This window comes from Curtanaerobium respiraculi (genome assembly GCF_024609215.1).
In the GTDB taxonomy this organism is placed as follows: Bacteria; Actinomycetota; Coriobacteriia; order Coriobacteriales; family Eggerthellaceae; genus Curtanaerobium; species Curtanaerobium respiraculi.
The window spans coordinates 239,491-260,042 of the sequence record NZ_JANIPD030000012.1 but is presented as its reverse complement, the minus strand read 5'-3'; the positions used below and the strand labels follow the sequence as shown (position 1 = coordinate 260,042).

At 61.7% G+C, this 20,552-nt stretch carries 20 protein-coding genes and 2 tRNA genes; 9 read left to right on the top strand and 13 right to left on the bottom strand.

Going from position 1 to position 20,552, the window contains the following annotated elements:
- Positions 1-214: 214 nt before the first annotated feature.
- Together NOV21_RS05620 and NOV21_RS05615 are read right to left on the bottom strand one after the other, a co-directional pair.
- On the bottom strand, positions 215-736 hold the full coding sequence (locus NOV21_RS05620) for a shikimate kinase (protein ID WP_283170215.1): 522 nt from the start codon (positions 734-736) through the stop codon (positions 215-217).
- Positions 737-748: 12 nt separating this feature from the next.
- Positions 749-2,353: a DUF2207 domain-containing protein gene (locus NOV21_RS05615; RefSeq protein WP_283170214.1), complete on the bottom strand. Its 1,605-nt coding sequence runs from the start codon at positions 2,351-2,353 to the stop codon at positions 749-751.
- A gap of 122 nt (positions 2,354-2,475) precedes the next feature.
- Between NOV21_RS05615 and NOV21_RS05610 the strand changes: the two genes are divergently transcribed.
- Positions 2,476-2,566: transfer RNA gene (locus tag NOV21_RS05610), tRNA-Ser, on the top strand.
- A gap of 730 nt (positions 2,567-3,296) precedes the next feature.
- Here NOV21_RS05610 and NOV21_RS05605 read toward each other — a convergent pair.
- Positions 3,297-3,662: an FAD-binding protein gene (locus NOV21_RS05605; protein ID WP_283170213.1), complete on the bottom strand. Its 366-nt coding sequence runs from the start codon at positions 3,660-3,662 to the stop codon at positions 3,297-3,299.
- Between the two features lie 6 nt (positions 3,663-3,668).
- Here NOV21_RS05605 and NOV21_RS11345 point away from each other — a divergent pair, with 6 nt between their 5' ends.
- Positions 3,669-4,001, top strand: a complete 333-nt coding sequence (locus NOV21_RS11345; protein WP_428978384.1) for a helix-turn-helix transcriptional regulator — start codon at positions 3,669-3,671, stop codon at positions 3,999-4,001.
- 204 nt (positions 4,002-4,205) lie between these two features.
- Here the strand turns inward: NOV21_RS11345 and NOV21_RS05595 are convergent, their stop codons facing one another.
- Complete coding sequence (locus NOV21_RS05595; RefSeq protein WP_283170212.1) at positions 4,206-5,411, bottom strand: iron-containing alcohol dehydrogenase; 1,206 nt, start codon at positions 5,409-5,411, stop codon at positions 4,206-4,208.
- An 869-nt stretch (positions 5,412-6,280) separates the two neighbouring features.
- A complete protein-coding gene (locus NOV21_RS05590; protein WP_283171776.1) occupies positions 6,281-6,988 on the bottom strand; it encodes a hypothetical protein in 708 nt (235 codons plus the stop codon).
- A 1,275-nt stretch (positions 6,989-8,263) separates the two neighbouring features.
- On the opposite strand from NOV21_RS05590, the gene NOV21_RS05585 reads away from it, so the two are divergent.
- The 3 genes from NOV21_RS05585 (at position 8,264) to NOV21_RS05575 (ending at position 10,416) form a co-directional block, all read left to right on the top strand.
- Positions 8,264-9,217 (top strand): DUF1848 domain-containing protein, encoded by a 954-nt coding sequence (locus tag NOV21_RS05585; protein ID WP_283170210.1) that lies wholly within the window; start codon positions 8,264-8,266, stop codon positions 9,215-9,217.
- Between the two features lie 312 nt (positions 9,218-9,529).
- Positions 9,530-9,823 carry a hypothetical protein gene (locus NOV21_RS05580; RefSeq protein ID WP_283170208.1) on the top strand — a complete coding sequence of 98 codons (294 nt, stop codon included), beginning with the start codon at positions 9,530-9,532 and terminating at the stop codon, positions 9,821-9,823.
- A 56-nt stretch (positions 9,824-9,879) separates the two neighbouring features.
- On the top strand, positions 9,880-10,416 hold the full coding sequence (locus NOV21_RS05575; protein WP_283170207.1) for a flavodoxin family protein: 537 nt from the start codon (positions 9,880-9,882) through the stop codon (positions 10,414-10,416).
- Between the two features lie 18 nt (positions 10,417-10,434).
- On the opposite strand, the gene NOV21_RS05570 is transcribed toward NOV21_RS05575, so the two are convergent.
- A tRNA-Ser gene (locus NOV21_RS05570) sits at positions 10,435-10,522 on the bottom strand.
- A gap of 32 nt (positions 10,523-10,554) precedes the next feature.
- Here NOV21_RS05570 and NOV21_RS05565 point away from each other — a divergent pair.
- The 4 genes from NOV21_RS05565 to NOV21_RS05550 all read left to right on the top strand — a co-directional run bounded on the left by NOV21_RS05565 (position 10,555) and on the right by NOV21_RS05550 (position 14,232).
- A complete protein-coding gene (locus NOV21_RS05565) occupies positions 10,555-11,049 on the top strand; it encodes a nucleoside deaminase (RefSeq protein WP_283170206.1) in 495 nt (164 codons plus the stop codon).
- Positions 11,050-11,133: 84 nt separating this feature from the next.
- Positions 11,134-12,117, top strand: a complete 984-nt coding sequence (locus NOV21_RS05560) for a 4-(cytidine 5'-diphospho)-2-C-methyl-D-erythritol kinase (protein WP_283170205.1) — start codon at positions 11,134-11,136, stop codon at positions 12,115-12,117.
- Between the two features lie 2 nt (positions 12,118-12,119).
- Positions 12,120-12,521, top strand: coding sequence for a guanylate cyclase (locus NOV21_RS05555; RefSeq protein WP_283170204.1), 402 nt, complete (start codon positions 12,120-12,122; stop codon positions 12,519-12,521).
- A 349-nt stretch (positions 12,522-12,870) separates the two neighbouring features.
- Complete coding sequence (locus NOV21_RS05550) at positions 12,871-14,232, top strand: citrate/2-methylcitrate synthase (protein ID WP_283170203.1); 1,362 nt, start codon at positions 12,871-12,873, stop codon at positions 14,230-14,232.
- Positions 14,233-14,372: 140 nt separating this feature from the next.
- Here NOV21_RS05550 and NOV21_RS05545 read toward each other — a convergent pair whose 3' ends face one another.
- The 7 genes from NOV21_RS05545 to NOV21_RS05515 form a co-directional block, all read right to left on the bottom strand.
- Positions 14,373-14,681 carry an anion permease gene (locus tag NOV21_RS05545; protein WP_283170202.1) on the bottom strand — a complete coding sequence of 103 codons (309 nt, stop codon included), beginning with the start codon at positions 14,679-14,681 and terminating at the stop codon, positions 14,373-14,375.
- On the bottom strand, positions 14,666-15,919 hold the full coding sequence (locus tag NOV21_RS05540) for an SLC13 family permease (RefSeq protein WP_283170201.1): 1,254 nt from the start codon (positions 15,917-15,919) through the stop codon (positions 14,666-14,668). Before NOV21_RS05540 ends, NOV21_RS05545 begins: the two co-directional genes overlap by 16 nt.
- Before the next feature lie 69 nt (positions 15,920-15,988).
- Positions 15,989-16,687, bottom strand: a complete 699-nt coding sequence (locus NOV21_RS05535; RefSeq protein ID WP_283170200.1) for a helix-turn-helix transcriptional regulator — start codon at positions 16,685-16,687, stop codon at positions 15,989-15,991.
- On the bottom strand, positions 16,684-17,721 hold the full coding sequence (locus tag NOV21_RS05530; protein WP_283170199.1) for a hypothetical protein: 1,038 nt from the start codon (positions 17,719-17,721) through the stop codon (positions 16,684-16,686). Before NOV21_RS05530 ends, NOV21_RS05535 begins: the two co-directional genes overlap by 4 nt.
- 78 nt (positions 17,722-17,799) lie before the next feature.
- On the bottom strand, positions 17,800-19,053 hold the full coding sequence (gene larAH6, locus NOV21_RS05525) for a nickel-dependent malate racemase, LarAH6 family (protein ID WP_283170198.1): 1,254 nt from the start codon (positions 19,051-19,053) through the stop codon (positions 17,800-17,802).
- Positions 19,054-19,093: 40 nt separating this feature from the next.
- Complete coding sequence (locus tag NOV21_RS05520) at positions 19,094-19,588, bottom strand: hypothetical protein (protein ID WP_283170197.1); 495 nt, start codon at positions 19,586-19,588, stop codon at positions 19,094-19,096.
- Positions 19,589-19,657: 69 nt separating this feature from the next.
- Entirely contained in the window at positions 19,658-20,551 is an 894-nt protein-coding gene (locus tag NOV21_RS05515; protein ID WP_283170196.1) for a CoB--CoM heterodisulfide reductase iron-sulfur subunit B family protein, read from the bottom strand.
- Position 20,552: the final 1 nt, after the last annotated feature.

Below are 20,552 nucleotides of genomic sequence, written 5' to 3'. Positions count from 1 at the left end.
AGGCTGTCTAAAAACTCCCTCTGAGACTTCTGCTTATACGATATATAGTATTTTAAGAAACATATAGATACTATATTATGTATGTATGTTTGAACAGATTGATAAGAGTTTCTAGACAGCCTCGCGGGGGATGGGCCGGCTGCATGCGGCGCGATCGTCGTCCGCCTGGGGGCGCCATGCCCGTTTGCGGGGCGCTTGCCGACAAGCGCCCCGCTTATCGAAGCGCGGTCAGGGAAAGCCTTTCCACAAGTTCGGCCGCTGCATCGCGGACGGTCAGACCGTCGACGTCGAGGGTTACCTCCGCATAGCGCTCGTACAGGGGCAGGCGCTCCCGATAGATATCCATGAGCTCGCCCATGCCCTCGCGCATGACGACGCCGCGCTCGTGAAGTCCGCCGAGCCGGATCTCCAACTCTTCGAGCGAGATCCTCAAGTAGACGATGGTTCCGATTTCGGCGAGGTGCCTCATCGCCGCATCGGAATACACGATCGACCCGCCCGGGCTGATCACCGTGCGTTCCGCTTCGATGCCGTGCGCCACGTCGCCCTCCACCTCGATGAACCCCTCGGCACCCTTCTCCTCGATCAGCTTCGGGAGCGTCGTGCCGCACTGGTTCTGCATGAGGATGTCGACATCGAGGAAATCGTACCCGATGATCTTCGCCAAGACGACGCCCAGCGTGCTCTTGCCCGATCCAGGCATGCCGATGAGGATGATGTTGTCGGTTCCGGCCATGGATTCCTCCCGCTAGCTCGCCGATGCGATGCCGAAGAGATATGCGTAAACGGGGCAGTCCGGCCAGCTTTCCCCCTCGCAGGGGGGCACGCCGGATGCAGCACGGGATGTCATCCATCGACGCAGCGCCTGGGTGCGCGCGCAGATTTCAGTCGCCTCGGCCGACCGGCGGGGCATGATCGTGGAGAGCAACAGCAGGGCGATGCTCGCCGGTGCCCACAGGAGCACGCACCAATGCCCGCCGGATACGAAGTCGATCCCCAGAGCCATCGCGAGCACGATGAGCCCGGTAATAGCCAAACGCGTCTGCCAAGCGGCGGCCTCCGGATCGAAATACCCCTTAGAAGCAATCTCGGCGTCGAGAGCCCTCTCCCACGGGGCCTTCCCATCGCTTGCGCTCCGCTTCGCCCGCGCGATCCTCCCTTCGATCTCGCTCAGGTGGACGGCGTCCCCTCCCCGCACGACGTCGCCGAAGGCGAAATCGAGGGTCGCACGGTCGAGTGCGTCTAACACGTGACCGCCGGCCGAAGTTTCGCGAACGAAAACCGGGTCTTCCGACCATGGGCCCGCCATGCGGACCGCGCCTTTTTCCACCAGCCTCAGCAATGCCCCACGCGCGTCGCGACCGGACTCCGCGCCGCCGTACCGCGAGATGCGCACGGCGATGCATGGATGGATGCCCTCGCCGGGATCGGTTTGCCAATATTCGTCAGCGAAGCGGGGCTTGCGATCGCGCCCGTGCCGCAGCCACATGAGGAACGCCCAAACGATCAGCGCGAGCGAGATCGTTCCCGCTACGATGAGGAACACGGCCCGCCATCTGCTTTGCCAGTTGAATTCGTCCGCCCATTCCTTTTCGCCGGAGATGATGTGCTCCAGATTGGAATCGTTGCCGTGCGCCTTCAACTGATCAGCCTTGATGCTGGTCAGCCAGCTGCGCGGGAAGACCACGCGAGCGTCGTTGTACGTTCCCGCCCGAACGCTTTCGATGTTGTACGTGACCGCGGTGGCGGACTCGTTGAACGCAAGCGTCCCGTTTTCCGGCCCGTGGCCCCATGCGTACACGGTGCTGCTGGGCACCGGATGCACGCCGGCGGGGACGGGCATCGTTATCGTGCAGGTCACGTTATCGGAATCAACGTTCCATCCGTCCCCTACGATCGTCCAATACAGATCGGCGCAATCCTTATAAGCAGTCACGGCGTCCTTAACTGTGTAGTCGATGCTGATGACCGCGGTGGTGTCGGATTCCTGGAAGAACACGTACAGGGAATTCCATCCTTTGTCGTGCGACCAGCAAAACCCGCCTGGACCGCCCTGCTCGCGCCAGTCGGTGTCGAACGCCGCCTCGGGAAGCGTGCGGAACTGGACTTCCCCATTTTCATCCACTTCGCCGATTTGCACGTCGTTGACGGTAAAGTCGTTTTTGATCTCCCACCACACACGGGTGAACGATCCATCGAACTGGAACGTACGTCGCTCGACCACGCGCAAGCTGCCATCGCTTTGGGCATCCGCCGTGATGGCGGTCTGCGGGCTGGTATAGGTTTTCGCCAGCGCGGGTCGTGGAAACGCGCATATGCACAGGCACGCTGCCGCAAGCAGAAGAACCGCCAACGCCGGATGCCGTATCGAGCTTTTCGCACACATGGCTCGATTATAGGCGAAAACGATGCTTGCAAAGCACCAAGGTTGGCGGTACCATACCGGAACGCATCTTTCAAGATGCGGCATAACGCGGAGAGATGACCGAGAGGCCGAAGGTGCTCGCCTGCTAAGCGAGTAAGCTCCACAAGAGCTTCTGGGGTTCGAATCCCCATCTCTCCGCCAGAACCGAACGCGCCCCCGGCCCGGGGGCGCTTCCCGTTGCAGGGGCCATCCCCGTGGATTCGAACCGATGAGGTGGAAATGCGTCAAGCAAACGCTCGATAAGCATTTGCAGCATTCTGCCCGACCGAGCTTGCGAGGGAGGGGTTGAGCGTCGCGCAGCGGCGCTTCCGAGTGCATGTAACACTACCAGAAGTCCGGGATCGCGGGCCATATGCTTTTTCGAGCGAAGACCTCGTCCCCCGTCGCGATCTGGACGCGCACCGCAGGGGCCAACATCGGAGGTTTCCAACCTTTTCCGGACCTGGATGCCTGGAAAAGCCGCTCCATGGGCCAACTTCGGGGGTTTCCAGCCTTCTCGGAAGCTGAAGTGCCCTCCCCCTCCCTCGCAGGGAAACATCCATTCCGGCATTCGGCCAGGTCAACGAGGCGTAAAAAGGGCTTCCGCTCGGCATGCGCAAAATCGCAGGGTCGGGCCAGCTGGAGAAAAGGCTGGAAACCCCCGAAGTTGGCCCGGGATCCCCCCATATCGCGCCCTCAGGTCCCGTCAAAGCTGGAAAGTCCCCGAACTGGCCCCTCCCGATTGCAGGACCGCCCACATAGCGGGTAGTTTTTTCCTCTCGCGCTTCGTGTAGAGGGCAGGGTTGAAGAGACCTATGAATTAAAACGGCGGCACTCTCCTTTGCAGGGAATGCCACCGAATGGGAGGGGAAATCGTTGGGGAAAGACGCGCCTACGCGGTTGCCAGCGCTTTGCCCGCCATGCGGCCGAACGTGGCGCAACGGCCGGCATTCAGGCCAGCAGCAAGGTTCGGGTACGTGCCGGCGTAGAAGCCGCCCTGGTCGTTGCCCACCACGCGAACACCTTCGATCACGGTGCCGTCTGCCATCACGGGCTGCAGGTCGTGATTCACGGTAATGCCGTCGATCGTGGCCAGCGTAAGGCCGCAGTTCTTCACGCTCGCGTAGAAAGGAGGGGGGGCGCGCAGCGCGGACAGGCGGAAAGCCTCCTTACCGAAGTCGGGATCAACCTGAGCGTCGAAGTTAGTGTTCTGGCGCTCGCAGGTTTCCAGGAAGGCCCTTTTTGCATCCGCCGTCATGGTCGTATGCGCATCTGCTTGGTTTCCTTCGCCGTGCTCCTTCTACCCCGCATTCCAGAAAAGGCATGCCCGGTAGGCACCCAGCCCGCAAATGCCGAGCCCGTTCAAACCGATCCCCGCGAATCGCACATCGACCAGCGCTGCACGGAGCTTGCAGAATCAAGCGCCCTATCCCATCGAGAAAGCGAGATCCTTGCCTTCCTCGCACGCGGCCGCTCGCAGCCCTATATTCGCGACGAGCTGGTGCTTTCCAAAAACACCGTAGCCACTCATGTGAAGCACATCTACCAAAAACTCGATGTGCACTCGCGCCAAGAGCTGCTCGACCTGTTCGAATAGGCCCGCTCGCTAGAGGAAGCTGCGCAGCAAGCCCTTGCCGACATCGGATAGGCCGTAGTCCCGCTGGATCATTAGGAAGAGATCGTAGGCAGTCTCTATGACTTATGCGGCCACCTTCCTAGCTGAGCCACTCAAGAAACAGGCCGACGCCCGCAAAAGGGGTATCGGCCTGTCCACGTGCTCCGCGCTGAAAACTTAACGGTTCTATTCGCTCTCACGCAGGATATCCACCACGTCTTCATGGGTGAGCCGCTTGTAGCCACCGGTCAACAGGAAGGTGGCGTCGGCGATCCCGTCGAACATGTCGGGCGTCACGCCCAGCTCGCTGGCATGCTTGACCGCCCCGATCTCGTCCATCCAGTCGCTCATGGTGTCCAGGCCCACCTGTGCCAGCTCCTCTTCGGTCTTGCCCGCGGGGTCCACGCCCCACACCGCGGTGGCGAAGCGGGCGAACTTGGGCAGGCCGTAGGGCATCACGCGGCGGTAATACGGCAGCGCCACAGCGGATAGGGTCATGCCGTGCGTAGCGTCGGTGAAGGCGCCGATGGCCTGGCCGATCATGTGCACTTCCCAATCGCCTCCGTTCTTGCCGCAGCCCACGAACGTGTTCAGCGCCCAGGTAGAAACCCAGCTGATGTTGCTGCGCGCCTCGTAGTCCTCCGCGTCCTGCATGGCGATGCGGCTGGAATGGATCAGGGAGCGCATGAGCCCTTCCATCACGTAGTCGCTCGTGTTGTCGTCGGTGCCGCAGAAATAGGTCTCGGTAATGTGGTTGAAGGCGTCGAAGATGCCGGCGCGCATCTGGTACGGGGGCACGGTGAAGGTCCACTCCGGGTTCATGATGGCGAACTTGGGCATGTTCTCAGGTCCGAACACGTGGCCGATCTTGAGCTTCTGCTCGTGGTTGGTGATCACCGAGCCGCCGTTCATCTCGCCGCCGGTGCCGCTCATGGTTAGGATGTCGCCCACGGGGATGATGCGGTTGGCCGGGGACTCCATGCGCTTGTAGTACTTCTCCCAGGGGTCTTCGTCGCACCAGGCGGAAACCGCCACGCCTTTGGCGTAGTCGATCACGCTGCCGCCGCCCACGGCCAGGATCAGGTCTACGTCGTTTTCGCGGGCCAGCTGGGCGCCCTCGATCAGCTTGTCGCTGGTGGGATTGCTCATCACGCCGGGCTCTTCCACAACCGTCTTGCCTGTCTGGACCAGGATGTCGATCACTTGGTCGTACAGGCTTTTCTGTCCTTCCGGGGCGCGCTTGATGGAGCCGCCGCCGTACGTGAGCATGACGGTAGGACCGTACTTTTCCAGCTCGCCGGCCAGCTGGTCGATGGCCTGCGGCCCGAAGTGCACGATGGTGGGGTTATGGTAGGTGAAGTTGCCGAGCATGAGGTTCTCCTGTTCAATCAAAGCTGTCTGCTTCAGCCATTGTGCACCGCGCACCACGTCAAAGCAAATACCTATGCCCCATGGCGCACCATGCCCCAGAAGCATGTACACGCGGCGGATTCCTTTCTTAATGAACTCGCGGAAGCTGCTGATGTAATCGGGACCACCCCCAACGGCTACCGCTACATCGATCTGAGTCGGGCCGAGTAGCGGCACCTTGGCCACTCGAATCCGAGCTGTTCGTGATGAAAACGCCATCTTTATCGGGTTCACGAACGAATTCGCCCGAGAGCCGCCGTCAGGGTCGTCCGTCCAGATCATGAACTGATCGGGCGTAATCGGTACTTACCGATTACGCCCGATCAGTTCATCCCATCCCCTGCGGCCAAAATCACAGCTCTGCTGCGCTTCCGTATGCACGAACCTCCGATTTCAGCCAAACAGAGCAGTTTACTGCGAACGTGCATAGCGTTCCAGGGTAGTCCCTATCAGCTTTCCCAAGGACACAAATACCGACCTGCGAAAACAAGCGAAGTCTGCCACCGACCTTCTCTATTAGCAACCCCGCACGGACGCGGGGGCGCAGCAAACCCACCGTAATGGCGGAAACAAGAGAGTCTGACATACTGGGCCGCAGCAGATACGCCGTTGTGGCGGCCTCGAATTATGACTGCACCAGCGAGAGTTTCGGCCGCAGCAAACGAAATGATATAGCGGCTCCTGATCGTGGCTGGCCGGCGGGAGTTTCTGCCCTAGCCTGACCCGCGGCCGTCATGGCGCCTCCAATCATGACTGGACCAGCGGGAGTGCCAGGCCGCCGCTGGCATGCTAGAGTGGCGACGCTCAGGCAAGTGCTATCCGCACAGCGGAGCCGGGAAGAAACGGGTTCTCTATTGAAAGTATTTCTCAAAGGGCGCCAACTCGGGAAACAGATCGTCGTACAGCTTGACCTGCTTTTCCTTGTACTTCGCCATGCGCGGCCAATGGCGCTCGGCTCCAATTTCCCGAGCAACGCGCTTAGCAATAGCCGCCATGTCGAAAGGACTTGTAATCTGCGCATACGTAATCGGATCATAGCGATACCCGTCATGCTTCAAAGCCAATTCCCGCTTTGAGTCGCTATCCAGCTGGTTGGAATGGTCGTACTTCCCCTGGACTTCCAAATCGTTCTTCACATCACCCCAGCTCAAGTCGAGCTTGCAATACATCCTGCCCGCCAAGCACCGTGCTTCCTTCGATAGGGGCACTTTCCTGTTGAACGCATGAACGGGAAGTCCATAGCCTCCGTATTTCATGGGCAGGTGAAGGATCATGCCCGTCGCGGTTTCCAGGGGAGACGCGGCCCCGTCGGCCACCCAAGCAAGGGCGCGCAATGCTTTCGCTCGCGCATAGGCATCTGGAAAGCGGGAGATGAACGCCCGCAGTTTAGCAACCGAGGTCAACCGTTTGGCCGTCACGAACCCTCGATCCGCTTCAGGCTGCAACGCATACGTGCCGCAAATCTCGTGCCCGTAAGCCACCAGGCGATTGAAGCCGAGCACTTCGGCGGCATGGAGAAAGCAGAGCTCGGGACTCGAAACAAAAACCCCATGGCCCAACGACACGAACGAGCCCTGCGGCAGGTCGTGTTCGCACGTATGAGCGACATGATGCGGTCCCGACCTGCAGGTCCCGTGAGCTCCCGCCAGCACGTGAATCTTCTCGCTGTGAATAAGATGTCGGATATTCGGGTACGAGCTGATCGTGCTCCAGGATCCACACGCATCTTCGAGTTTAGCTGAACGGGTCCTTTCGGACGCACGGTCATCGTGGTATTGCGATGCCTTCGGCGCCGCGTAGCGCCAGTACCCGATTGCAGATATGTGGGAAAGCACGAGTTTCATGGGCTTCACGGTAGCGGGCGGAAGTCACGCCACTGGTCCAGAATCCACATCACAGGGATATCGTCCGAGTCCACGAAAAGTCATGTCTCGATCCCAGCCGAGCCCCACATCAGTCGCAGATCGATATCGTCCCTATTCGAAGCCGCATTCGCGGTCGAAAACGTTTCGATAGCATGTATCGAAAAGCAGCGCTGCAGCAATCGGCTGAGGAAAGAGCCACCCTCATCCTGGCTCGCCACAAGAGCCGCCTTGTCCCGGCTCGCCATCAAAGTCATAACCACGACTACTGGATCACCGCACGACAATCCACCTCCAGTGGGCAACTTCGAGATCTCCAACACATTATGCGATGGGAAATCACCCTTCCGCTGGACTCCCAACGCCCCAGCGCCCCAATCCGCCAGAATCACGGATCTGCTGCAGTGTTGCAGGCAAATTCGACGGGTTTCCGCCAAAATGAGAAGTTTGCTGAGCCCGCGCATGGCAGCTAACCTCTTTCTTCCGACTTTCCCAATTCGGAATTCCCCCGAACTGCGAAAACAAGCGGAAACGGTAGCCGACCTTCCCTGTTCACCATCCCGCACGCACGCAAAGCCGCAGCAAACCTGCCGTTGTGGCGGGAATTAGAAAGGCGAGCATGTTGGCTCGCAGCAGACTGGCGCTATTGGCGGGGCGGCGCGCCGGGCTACGCGGTGACGGGGCAACGCGCCGGGCCGAAGCGGGCATGTTTGCACGCAGCAAGCTGGCGCTATCGGCGGGAACGCCTGACGGGCTACGCGGTGACGGGGCGGTGCACCGGGCCGAACGGCGGCGCGGCGGCACGCCGGGCCGAACGGCGGCGGGAACGCCCACCGGACCGAACTTTGGCCAAGTGCTTGACTACTTGCAGAGACTGTGGAAGAAACCGTCAAGTTATTGATAACTTGCCCGACCCGCGCATGATGGGCGAACGCAACACATGAGCAAGGACCAAGAGGCAAGGGGCACGGCATGATTATCAACACGGGCGCGCGCACAGACACGGTGAAGTATTTCCCCGAATGGCTCCTAAACCGCTTTTCTGAAGGCTACGTTCTGGCCCGCAACCCGCTGTTCCCCAACACGGTCACGCGCTACGAGCTCATACCGGACAAGGTGGACGCCGTGCAATTCTGTTCGAAGGACTACCGGCCCATCCTGCCGCGTCTACACGAAATCACCGACCGTTTTCCCGCCTACTTTCACTACACCATCACCGCGTACGGGCGCGATGTGGAACCTGGCGTACCCAGCATCGACGAGAGCATGGAAACGCTGATCGATCTGGCAAACATCGTCGGCCCGCAGCGCATCGCCTGGCGCTACGATCCCGTATTGTACACGCCCGCCTACAACTACGGCACGCACATGGAAACCTTCGCCCGTATGGCACAGAAGCTCACGCCCTACGTGGACCGCTGCATCTTCAGCTTCGTGGAGCTGTACAAGAAGCTCGACCGCAACATGCCCGAACTCATCCCTTTCACACAAGACGACAAAGACCGCCTGGCGGCGGGACTGGGGGAGATCGCCCAGGAAAACGGCCTGTGGCTGCAGACCTGCGGCACCGACCGCGACTACAGCCAGTACGGCATCCACTCCAGCGGCTGCATGACGCTCAACATCATGGGCGCGGCCAACGGCCTGCAGTTCCGCAAGCTCAAGCACAAGGGCGCCCGCGTCGGCTGCCACTGCATCGAGAGCCGCGACATCGGCGCCTACGACACCTGCCTGGCCGGGTGCCGCTACTGCTACGCCAACAAGGACCACGGCAAGGCGGCGGAAAACTTCAAGGTGCACGACCCCAATTCGCCCTTGCTGCTGGGCCATCCGAAGGAAACGGACACCGTGAAGCAGGGCGTGCAGAAGACCTTCCTGTCGAAGGACGCCGTGCCGTTCCAGCCGACGCTGGACCTGGAGGCATAGCGAGGAACGGCCACCCCTTGCCGGGATTAATAGCCCAATGATTCGGCAACGCAGAAGAATATATACGTTGGAACGCGCAGCCTCCGTTCGTCCAGGGCCAGCGTCTTCGGATGCACGAGCACGGACTCGCCAATACGGCCGCCAAAGCGCCTTCTAAAAGACTCGTAAGAAGTGGCGTCTTCGTTGCCGCCGTGCATCGACGAGGCGCCATGAGCGGAACCGATCGCGTAAGATCTCGGACTGCTACGCCGCGATACGGTTGCAGCAGAGTTCTTTTCCGCCATTTCTCCTCGAAAACTCGAGCACTTCGATATGAACCGAGTTTCGCCGCAGGGGCTCTTCCCCAACACGGTCACACGCTTGTCCATGTCCTCCGCAAGCTTGGGGTCGGTCTCCGCGCTGATCCCACCGAAGGGGCATCCGGACAATCAGCTTTCGGTTGGCAGGCAGATCGACCAGCTCGCGGACCGCATCGTCGATTATCGGGTTGTAGTGCTGAATGTTCGCGCCGATTCCCAGATCGCGCAAGGCGGTCTACACGAAAACCTGCAGAACGCCAGCGAGGTGGTCGACTGGACCCGCGGCATGGACTTCGAAATCGTCTAGCTTACAATCCCTCCCAGATGCGACAGCGCAAGAAAGACTAGAATGGAGAAGCAGGCATGAACATTCTTATCCTGAAGGCAAGCGGAAACCGCAGGGGATCCTCGGCAATGCTCGCGGACGAGTTCGCGCGCGGCGCCCGGGACGCCGGGCACACCGTGACCGAGTACAACCTGATCGGCAAGAAGATCGGCGACTGCATCGGCTGCGGACGCTGCGGCATGGCGGGCGCCTGCGTGCAGAAGGACGACTACGAGGACGAGCTCAAGGGCCTCATCCGCACCACTGACATGCTCGTGTTCGCCTTCCCCGTGTATTACTACAGCTGGCCCAGCCAGGCCAAGGCCGTCATCGACCGCTTCTACAGTTTCACCTACGAGCTGACCGGCATGCGAAAGAAGGCGATCATGCTTACGGTTGCGTGGGACAGCACGCCGGAGAGCTTCGAGATCGTGGAAGCCTACTACGACCGCATCTGCTCCTACATGCACTTCCAAGACTGCGGCCGCGTGGTGGGAATCGGCTGCGGCACTCCCGACATGACGCGCACCACGGACTACCCCGCGCAAGCCTACCGTCTGGGCGTTTCGCTGTAGCGCGGCAAGGGAAAAACCTGGCGGAGGAAGCAGGATTCGAACCCGCGGAACCTTTCGGCTCAACAGTTTTCAAGACTGCCGCCTTCAACCACTCGGCCATTCCTCCGTCGGCGTCGAGGATAGCATATACTCGCACGTATGGATGAACTCGATTTCACATACATGGGGCTTGCCCTCGAGCAGGCACGGCTGGCCGGACGGCAGGGGGAAGTGCCCATCGGCGCCATCGTGGTGCACCAGCCCTTCGACCGGGGAACGCGCAAACCGCTCGCCGAGCCGCGGGTGATCGCTTCGGCCTGCAACCGCCGCGAGACGGACCGCGATCCCGCGGGCCATGCGGAATTCGCCGCGATGCTCGCCGCAGCCCGCGAGCTCGACGCGTGGAGGCTCTCCGATTGCACCGTCTACGTGACGTTGGAACCATGCATCATGTGCGCGGGGCTCATGCATCAAGCCCGCATCAGACGCTGCGTGTACGGGGCACCCGATCCCAAGGCAGGCGCATTGGGCTCGCTGTACCGCATCAACGAGGACGAGCGGCTCAACCACACCTTCGAGGTGACACCCGGCGTGCGCGCCGACGAATGCGCTGCGCTCCTGCGCGACTTCTTCCGACGGAAACGCCGTTCGTGACACATTGGCGGCAATTCGGGAAACCGCGGTAGAATTGCGTCACAATAGCGCTTGATCCGCTTCGAAACGCTCGGAAGGAGCGCCATGAAATCTATCGACCTCATCGCTCCGGCGAAGGTGAACCTCTATCTGGGGATCGGCCGCAAGCGCGATGACGGCTACCACGATGCGACCACGGTCATGCACGCGCTCTCGATGCACGACAAGCTCCATATGACGCTGCTCGGCTCGGGGGAACGGACCGTGCTCTTCGAGCCGTGCGACGCCGCGCAGCCGCTACGCCAATTCGAAGCGGCGGTCGATCCCCATAGCGGGCTCGCCGTCTCGGCGAATACCGTATGGCGCACGGGTATCGCAGGTGAAAACATCTCCGACGAGGACAACCTCGCCTGCCGCGCTGTCCGCGCCTTGGCGGAAGCGCTCGGCCGCCACGAGGACGAGCTCATGCGCATCACGATCGAGAAGCACATCCCGCACCAAACCGGCTTGGGCGGCGGAAGCGCCGATGCGGCGGCGGCTTTGCTGGGCGCGGCCGACCTATGGGGCATCCCCGCAACCGATCCCATGCTCGCGGAAGCGGCGAGGGCGCTCGGGGCGGACGTGCTGTTCTTCCTGAAAGGAGGATGCGCCGCCCTGGGCGGCCGCGGCGACGAATTCGCGGGCACATTGACACCGCGCCACGATTCGGTCGTCATCATCCGCCCCGAAGGAGGGGTGTCGACCGCTCAAGCCTACGCAACGTTCGATAACGACCCCGCCTTCCCCACCCCGGGGGAAACGGAGGCGATCCTCGCCCACACAGCAGCATCCGAGGTGGCCCTCTCGAACAATCTCGCGGCTCCCGCCGAAAAGATCCTCCCGGAGCTCGCCGACATCCGCGCATTCGCCCGCGCAATCGACGGCGTCACCGATGTGCTGCTATGCGGCAGCGGCAGCGGCACCCTCGCCGTCTGCAAAGATATGAAAACCGCCCAGGCGCTCTCGGCGGCAGCCCGGCAAAAGGGCTGGTGGGCGCGCACGACATCGTTCTCGTCCATACGCGCGGCGAAGCTTCCAGAAAAGAAGTGACCATGGTCGCCCGCCTTACACGCCTGCTGCCGATTTTCGCCGTCGTCATCATCGCGGCAGTGCTCGCATATTTCATCATCTCGTGGCTGAGTTCCGCGAACCGCGCCAAGGAGGTCCTCATCAAGGCCTTCCTCGTGCTGTGCTCGGTTTTCAGCGGCTTCTTCGTGCTGGCAATGCTGTATGCGGCGCTGGAGCAGAACTGGGTTGCCGTCGAATTCGCCTTCACCTTCCTGGTGCCCGGCCTGGTGGGGCTGGCGATCACGCTGATCTGCCGCTCCGTGTTCCTCAGGCACAACCCGGAGTTCGCCATCGGCCCGGTACGCGCCACCGTCATCAACCCGAAGCCGTGGCGCAAGATCGTCGATGCCGTGCTGCGGCTTTTCGGATACACTCGCACCAAATAACGGGCGGCCTCGTCGCAGCCGGAATCGACCGCATGCAAACGAGCCGGACGATGCTCTGCCGTCGGGTCCAGCATCGAGGTTTCGGGGAGCTGAGGCTGGCCGCCTCGGAGAACGCCCCGACAGCAGCTGAGGACGCCCATGCGGTGATACGCGGAAACCGCGGTTCCTGCGCCCGGGGCGGGCTCGGCCGGAGAGCGCAGGGCCTCCCCGCCCATCGCAGGCGCCCCGTCCGGCCACGGCATCGTCTCCGGCAAGTTTTCGAGTAGGTTAACAACTCGCACTTCGCTGTCCGGCACCGGCCCCCATGCGCTACACTTGCGCGAACCCCATCTGAAAGGACGTGCAGCCCATGCAAACGGAAGAAGAGAAAAGACTCGAACTGTACCGGACGTTCGATACGGTCAATCACATCGACCCTTCCTGGTACCAGCGCTACAACGTCAAACGAGGACTGCGCAACTCGAATGGATCGGGCGTCATCGCCGGCATCACGAACATCTCCAACGTGCACGGCTACGTCGTCAGCGAATCCGACAAGATCCCCGACGAGGGCAGGCTCACCTTCCGCGGGTACGACATCTACGATCTCATCGGCACCGAGGGGCCGGAACGGCGCTACAACTTCGAGGAAGTCGTGTTCCTGCTTTTGGCGGGGCACCTGCCCACGCAGGATCAGCTCGACCGCTTCAACGAGGTGCTCGAATCCGAGCGCGACCTGCCCGACGGCTTCACGGCGAGCATCATCATGAAGCAGACGCCGCTCGACATCATGAACGTGCTACAGCGGTGCATCCTGCTGCTGTACGCTTACGACGAGCATCCGGAGGACCGCTCGATCGAGCACGAGATCCATACGGCGATCTCCCTGATCTCCCGCGTGCCCCGCGCGGCGGTTCTGGCATACTACGCGCTCCAATCCCGCTACTTCGGCGGCAGCATGATCATCCATCCGTACATCAAGGGGCAGTCGACCGCGGAGACGATCCTCTCCATGCTCCGCCCGGATCGCCAGTTCACGCCCGAAGAGGCCCGCATACTCGACATCATCCTGTGCCTGCACGCGGAACACGGCGGCGGCAACAACTCCACGTTCACCTGCCGCGTGCTCTCATCCTCCGACACCGACCCGTATTCCGCCTACTCGGCGGCGATCGGCTCGCTGAAGGGCCGCAAGCACGGCGGGGCAAACCACCAGGTGCGCGCCATGCAGACGGACATCAAAGAGCATGTGAAGGACTGGAGCAACGATGACGAGGTAGCCGACTACCTGGCGAAGATCGTGAACAAGCAGGCTTATGACCACTCAGGCCTGGTATACGGCATGGGACACGCGGTCTATACGAAAAGCGATCCGCGCGCCGTCATATTGAAGCAGTATGCCAGCAAGCTCGCCGCAGGAACGGAATTCGAACCCGAGTTCAAGCTGCTCGAAAGCATCGAGCGGCTTTCGCCCGAGGTGATCCTGCGCGAGAAGGGCACGAAGAAGGACATGTGCGCCAATGTGGACATGTACTCCGGCTTCGTGTACAACATGCTGGGCATCCCCGGCGATATGTTCACGCCGCTGTTTGCCTGCGCCCGCTTCGCGGGATGGGCCGCGCATCGCTTCGAGGAGATCTCGACCGGGAAGCGCATCATCCGCCCCGCTTACAAGAGCACGCGTCAGTCCCAATTGGCCTACGTGCCCATCGCGCAACGCACCGGCGATTAACGGCCCGCTGCGACAGGAGCTCGGGGAGAACGCGCGGCATGGGCCTTTTGGCCGATCGGGAACTCATCCTTCCGCCCCGATGAGCATGCGGGGAAGCCACGCGGAACGCGGCGGGACCGTATCGCCCAGCCAACCGCCCGTCACAAAGCGACGACTACGCTGACCACCAAAAGCACGAGCGGGATGGTCACGGCGGCAATGCCGACGAGGTCGATCACGAATCCCGCCTTGATCATCTTGGTGATCGGGATGTAGCCGCTCGCGTACACGATGGCGTTCGGCGGCGTCGAAACCGGGAGCATGAACCCCAGCGACGCGGAAAGCGCCACCCCTACCGCGACGGGCACGGGGCTCATTCCCGCGGCAATCGCCGTGGTGATGGCAAGCGGCCCAACCATGTTCGTCGCCGCCGTATGGGACGTCAACTCGCTCATCAGCAACGCGAGCACGCAGAAGGTCGCCTGATGGCCACTTCGGTCGGCGCTCCGCCCAGCATGCCGACGATGCTCGCGCCCACCCATTCCGACAAGCCCGTCGCATACATCATGCTCCCCAGCGAAAGGCCGCCGCCGAACAGGATCAACGTGCCCCAATCGACCCCTTCCACCGCGTCCTTCCAAGGCAGCGTGGGAACGCGCGCGCCCCGCTCGTCCTTCGTCGGCAGGAAGAACAGCATGAGGGCGGCGATGAGGGCGGCGACGGATTCGGGGAAGAGGGCGTTGCATATGCTCACCTGGCTGCTCTCAGACCCGAATATCAGGCTGAGAAGCCCGGGGGCGATCCAGAGGGCGACCGCCACCGCGAAGGCGAGCAGTGCGTTCCGCTGGCCCTGGGTCCACGGGCCCAGTTCCGCGCGGCGGCGGGCGATAATCGCATCGGCGCCCTCGATCGAAGTGACATCTGCGGGGAACATGCGGTACACCACGAACACCGCGATGGCGAAATAGGCGGCCATGGCGGCAAATCCCCACACCATCCATTCGAAGAACGAGATGTGGACGTTCGCCATCGTTTCCAAGAAGCCGACCATGATCAGGTTCGGCGGGGTGCCTATGGGCGTGAGGACGCCGCCAATGGAGGCGGAATACGCGGTGATCAGCATCAGACCGGTTGCATATTTATACGTCTTCAAATCGATGGCGCGTCCGTTCGCCGCGAACATCTCCCGCAGGGCGTCGAGCAGCCCGAGCGCGATGGGGAGCATCATCGCAGCCGTCGCGGTATTCGAAATCCACCCCGAGCAGAGCGCGGTCGCCACGCCGATCGTCAGGAAGATGCGCCGCGGGTTCGAACCCACCCATTTGGTGGAAAGCAGCGCGTAGGCGAACCGTCGATCGAGCCCGTGCCTTGTCATGGCGGCCGCCAACATGAAACCGCCCATGAACAGGAAGATCATGGGATTCGCGAAGGACGCGAGCGCCGAGGGGGCGCTGGACACGCCTGAGACCACGCACAGCACGGGGCCGAGCAGCGACGTCACGGGAATGGGGATCGGCTCGGTGATCCACCATGTGCAGACCAGGGCCATTATCGCAAGCAGCATATGCGCATCCCGCTGGAGCCCGGCAATGGGGCAGGCCAAGATGGCGAGGGCGAGGAGCGGGCCCAGCACGATGCCCAAGGATTTCCTCTTCCGGTCGAACGCCTCTTGCGCGCCGGGCCCCATCTCCCGCATCGAATGTCGCATATGCCCTCCTTCGATATGGGAACATGCTAGGCAACGGGGCAGGACTTCGAAACGCACCGGAAGGGTGTTTTATGATTTGAACTGGAGAAACGTAAAAAACACCCTTGGGGACACGAGAACGGGACCTGCCGCTCGATGGGAAATCAACCGAGAGGCGTGCGACCGCTCACTTCTGCTGCTGCGATCGGACCGTCTCCACCATATCGATGACATCCTGCCGGTTGTGGGCGGAAAAGCCGGAAACCCCCGAAGCTGGCCCATCGTCTCCACCATATCGATGACATCCTGCCGGTTGTGGGTGTCAAGCTTGGTGTAGATATGCCGCATATGCATCTTCATGGTGTTGCGGGAAATGAACAGGTGCTCCTCCATGGTCGCCAGCGTGTATCCGCGGGCGATCTCCTTCAGAACATCCAGCTCGCGCGGGGTGAGCTTATAGGTATCGGCGATCGTTTGGCAGGGTTGGTCCCAATACCGGGCGACGACCTCCGCCTCGGCGGACTCGTGCTCGGCGGGAACCGCATCGCCTTCGGATACATCTTCCGGCGCATCCCCGGCAGGTTCCTCCCTCGCCGTGGCGCCGATTGCGGGCGGCATTTGGCTCAAACGGGCTTCGGTTTCGTAATCGCTCATCAGCGGAGCGGCCTTCAGGGGGTTGCTCAGGAAATACAGCAGCGTTGCGATGTATATGAATATGAGGATCATCCCCGCGGTCAGCGGAACGGAATCCCCCGGCCCCACGACGCCTCCCACGAACACCGCGATCATGCCCAGAAGGTGGCCGTGGTGGTCAGGAACCTCATCCCGGTTGCCGCCGAGAGCAACTCGATGCTGTTATGGGCCGTCCATACGACAAGCGACCACGTGACCACTTCGAACAGCGCGGTGGCAAGATTGCATATGATCGCATCCGCGTTGGGAGAAATCGCATTGATCACCGGAGATAGAAGCACCCCCACGCCCACCAGCACGATCGCGGTGTTGAACACATGGGACAAGCGCATGCCGCGCCAGAGGAATGCGACGACGAGCAGCGTTACGATGCCCGCCACCGCCGACGGCTGCATATGAACGTCCAGCCCGGCGAAGGCGCTTCGCAAATACCCGAGCATCATCGCCGAGACGAGCATCATGATGATCACGCCCGGCGTGACCACTTGGCGCAGGGGGCGCCGCACGACGTTGCCGGTCACCACGCCCGCCTCGTCGGGATCCACCGAATTCTTCACGGTGTCGTTCATCCCCAGCATGCCCAAGGCGCAGGCGACCATCAGCAACAGCATGGCGATTGAGGCATCGACATTCATCGGGAGGCGCCCGACCAAAGCGAACTCTTCCAAACCCGAATAGCAGAGGAACGCGCCGAGCATGCCGATGACGGAAGCCCTGAACCCATCCGCGCGGTCCAGCTGCGAGAAGACGCACACGAGCCCCACGGACAAGGGAGCCCCCATCAGCTTCGACAGGCCGAAACCGAAGAGGAGCATACCGGAATCGTCGGGGTGCCATGCGAACACGATGAGCAGCGCGGCAAGATAGCCCACCAAGCCGATAAGCGAAGCCCCGCCGAAGAACGTCAGCAGCACCATGGTGCGCTTTCTCAGGCGCATGCTCACGGAGAGCAGGAATATGCCGTAGATGGCCGCGGAGAAGAGACGCATCGCCAGTACGGGCTGGTCGACGTTGATCGCCTTCACGAATTGGGCATCGCCCAGCCATATGCCCGAGAACATCAGGGCCAGCCCCAAACTCGCGCAGACGAATGTAAGGGAACGCTCATTCAGACCGGTCTTTCGAAGCAAGAAGCTCCTTCCCCAGGCAAGCGCCCCCGCGCCGCGTGAATGCGCGGCTCCCGCCGGAGTGTATGTCGGCATGGCGGGTTATTCCCCGGCGACGTGGGGGACGGTCGACCCGCCGTGCGGCATCACAAGCACCTGTGCATCGGCATCCATCTTACCAAGTGCGGCGTCGTAGGCGTCCTGCAGATTCGCGAACGGGGTGAAGAAGCAGTCCCGTGCGAGCTCGGGATCGAGGTCGCTGACCAGATACACATCGGCGAGCACCTGGATCTTCGCGACCGCGCTGGCCTTGTGGCCGCCCAGCTTGAATTCGCGCTTCAGATGGTCGATCACATCCTGCGGCTGCTCGGCCTCGTGCATCCAATCCTGGAAGTTCTTGTTGCCCAGACCCTCTTTGCAGCAGCCCACGAGTATGACGACGCCGCCGGTCTTCACCGCGTATTTCGAATTGTCCAGTGCTTTCTGCGTTTGATAGAGGTTGAGGTCCTTCGGCGAGCCGCCCTGCGAATCGATGACGATATCGGCGCGGTGCGGGATGTCGATGCGGTACAGCGTATCGAGGAATCTGCAAGCCGCGCGATGCGCCGCCACGGGATGCCCGGCGCACGCCCGGATGATGCGCTTCTCTTCGTCCAACACGACGTTGACGATGAAATCGGCCCCCACGCGTGCGCCGGCCTCCTCGATGTCGATGCGCACGGGATTGGTCTCAAGGTTGCCCGCGCACGCCAAGGGGTCGACCATGAGCGAATGGTTGCATGCGATGGCATCGGGCGTGGACACACCCGGCATGATCGCTTTCACGCCGCCCGAATATCCGGCGAAATAATGGTATTCGACGTTCCCCAAGAGAATGCGGCGGTCCGCCTCGGCCACGGTTTTGTTGATGTCGATGGGGGTGCCCGCCTTGGTCTTCCCGAACGATACCATCTCCTCGTCGAGGGAATCGATGACGAGGATCTCGCCATAGGCGCGCGCGCCGGCAAGGCGCTTCTTCTCGTCCTCGGTATGCTTGCGATGGCTGCCCAGCGCCAACACCAGGGACACGTCCTCTTTCGCGACGCCAGCGGCATACAGCTCGTCAAGCACGGGGGGAAGAACCTCCCATGTGGGGATGGGGCGGGTGATATCGCTCGAGATGATGGCGACCTTCTCGCCGGGTTTGACGATCCGGCTCAGGCGTGCGCTTTCGATGGGGTCGGCCAGAGCGCGCTCGACCTCCTCCGTACCGACGAGATCGTACACGACATCATTGGCCTTCATGATCCCCATGAGGTTCTTGCCTGCGATCTCGCAGGTTTGCACGGTATTGTCGTATCCAACTTCTATCTTCATGGACTGCTCCTCCAGGTATTGTACTGTACATTTCCCCGAATTACATCGCGCCTCTCGCAGCGCGTTCCATGGCCGCTTGCTCGATCAGGTGCCGATAGCGGGGATCGACCAGGGCCTCCTCGTATTGCCGGACGATTTCCGGGAACCCGAGCAGGTCGGATTGCCAGTCCGCATCGTCGGCGTCCGCATCCACAGGCACCTCGCCCGATACCACCGCCACCCAGGCACCGGTATCGTCCGCCTGGAAATACCCGGTCAAATCGAGCGATTCGGCGATGAACGGCTCGTCCGAGGCGTAAAGCACGCCCGGGATGATCTGCACCTCGTCAAGCGCATCGTGAATCCAATCCTCGTTCGATGGGACCGCGAAATAGCGCGTATCGCCCGGTTTCCGCGTCAGCTTCACCGGCAAGCTCATGAACGCCTCGATGGCCTCCCCGGAAAACGGCTCATCCAGCTCGCCTTCCTCTTCCATATGCTGGCGCAGCTCATCGACGGTTTCCCGAAACGCCTCTTTGTCGTGCATATCGGCCATGGATATCATCCCCTTGCGAATGTTCGGCGGGGCCGCCGCATCGCGAGAAGCGTGGCGGCCCCGATCGCCTTATGCAAGCTTCTTCTTCAGCATCGGCATCGCGCTGACGATATGATGGTTGATCGACATCTCCTGCGGGCTGAAACCCAGCGCCAGACCCACGAGCTGAGGCACATGGATGATCGGCATGGTGATGTCTTCCTTGTAGTACTTCTGGGAGTCGGCCTGCCACATGTCGAGCGCCATATGGCACAGCGGGCAGGGGGTTACGACGCAATCGGCGCCCTGCTTGCGCGCAACCAACTCGATGGCTCCGCACGATTTCTCCGCCTCCACTTCCGCCGGGTAGATGGAATGGAAGCCGCAGCACCCCAACCGCTGCTCGAAGTCGATGCTCCGCGCGCCGCACGCCTCCGCGAGCATCTCCATGCTGCGGGGGTTGCGCTCGTCCTCGAACCCCATGATCTTCGGGGGGAGCAGGATATGGCAGCCGTAGAAGTTGGCAACCTTCATATCGCGAAGCGGGCGGCTGACCTTCGATGCCAGCTTCTCCAAGCCGTAATCCTCGACGAGCACCCATAGATAATGCGTGATCTCGGCGGTGCCTCGGTACTCCAGGCCGATCTTCGCGAGACCCTCGTTGACCTTCGCCTTCAGCTCGGGGTTCTCGTCAAGTTGCCTCTTCGCGTTGCGCAGCATGAGCGTGCAGGTGTTGCACACGGTCAGGATCTTGTCGAACCCCTGCTTCTCGGCGAGCGCGATGTTGCGGGCGTTGATCAACAGGCCGACGTTGGCATCGATGTCCTGGATCTGGGAGGCGCCGCAGCACGTCCAGCCATCGATCTCCACCAATTCGATGCCCAGCTTCTTGCAGGTCAGTTCAGTGGCGACCTTCAGTTCCGCCACCGCCGATTCCAACGTGCACCCGGGGAAGAAAGCGTAACGGAGTTGCTTCCCTGCCATG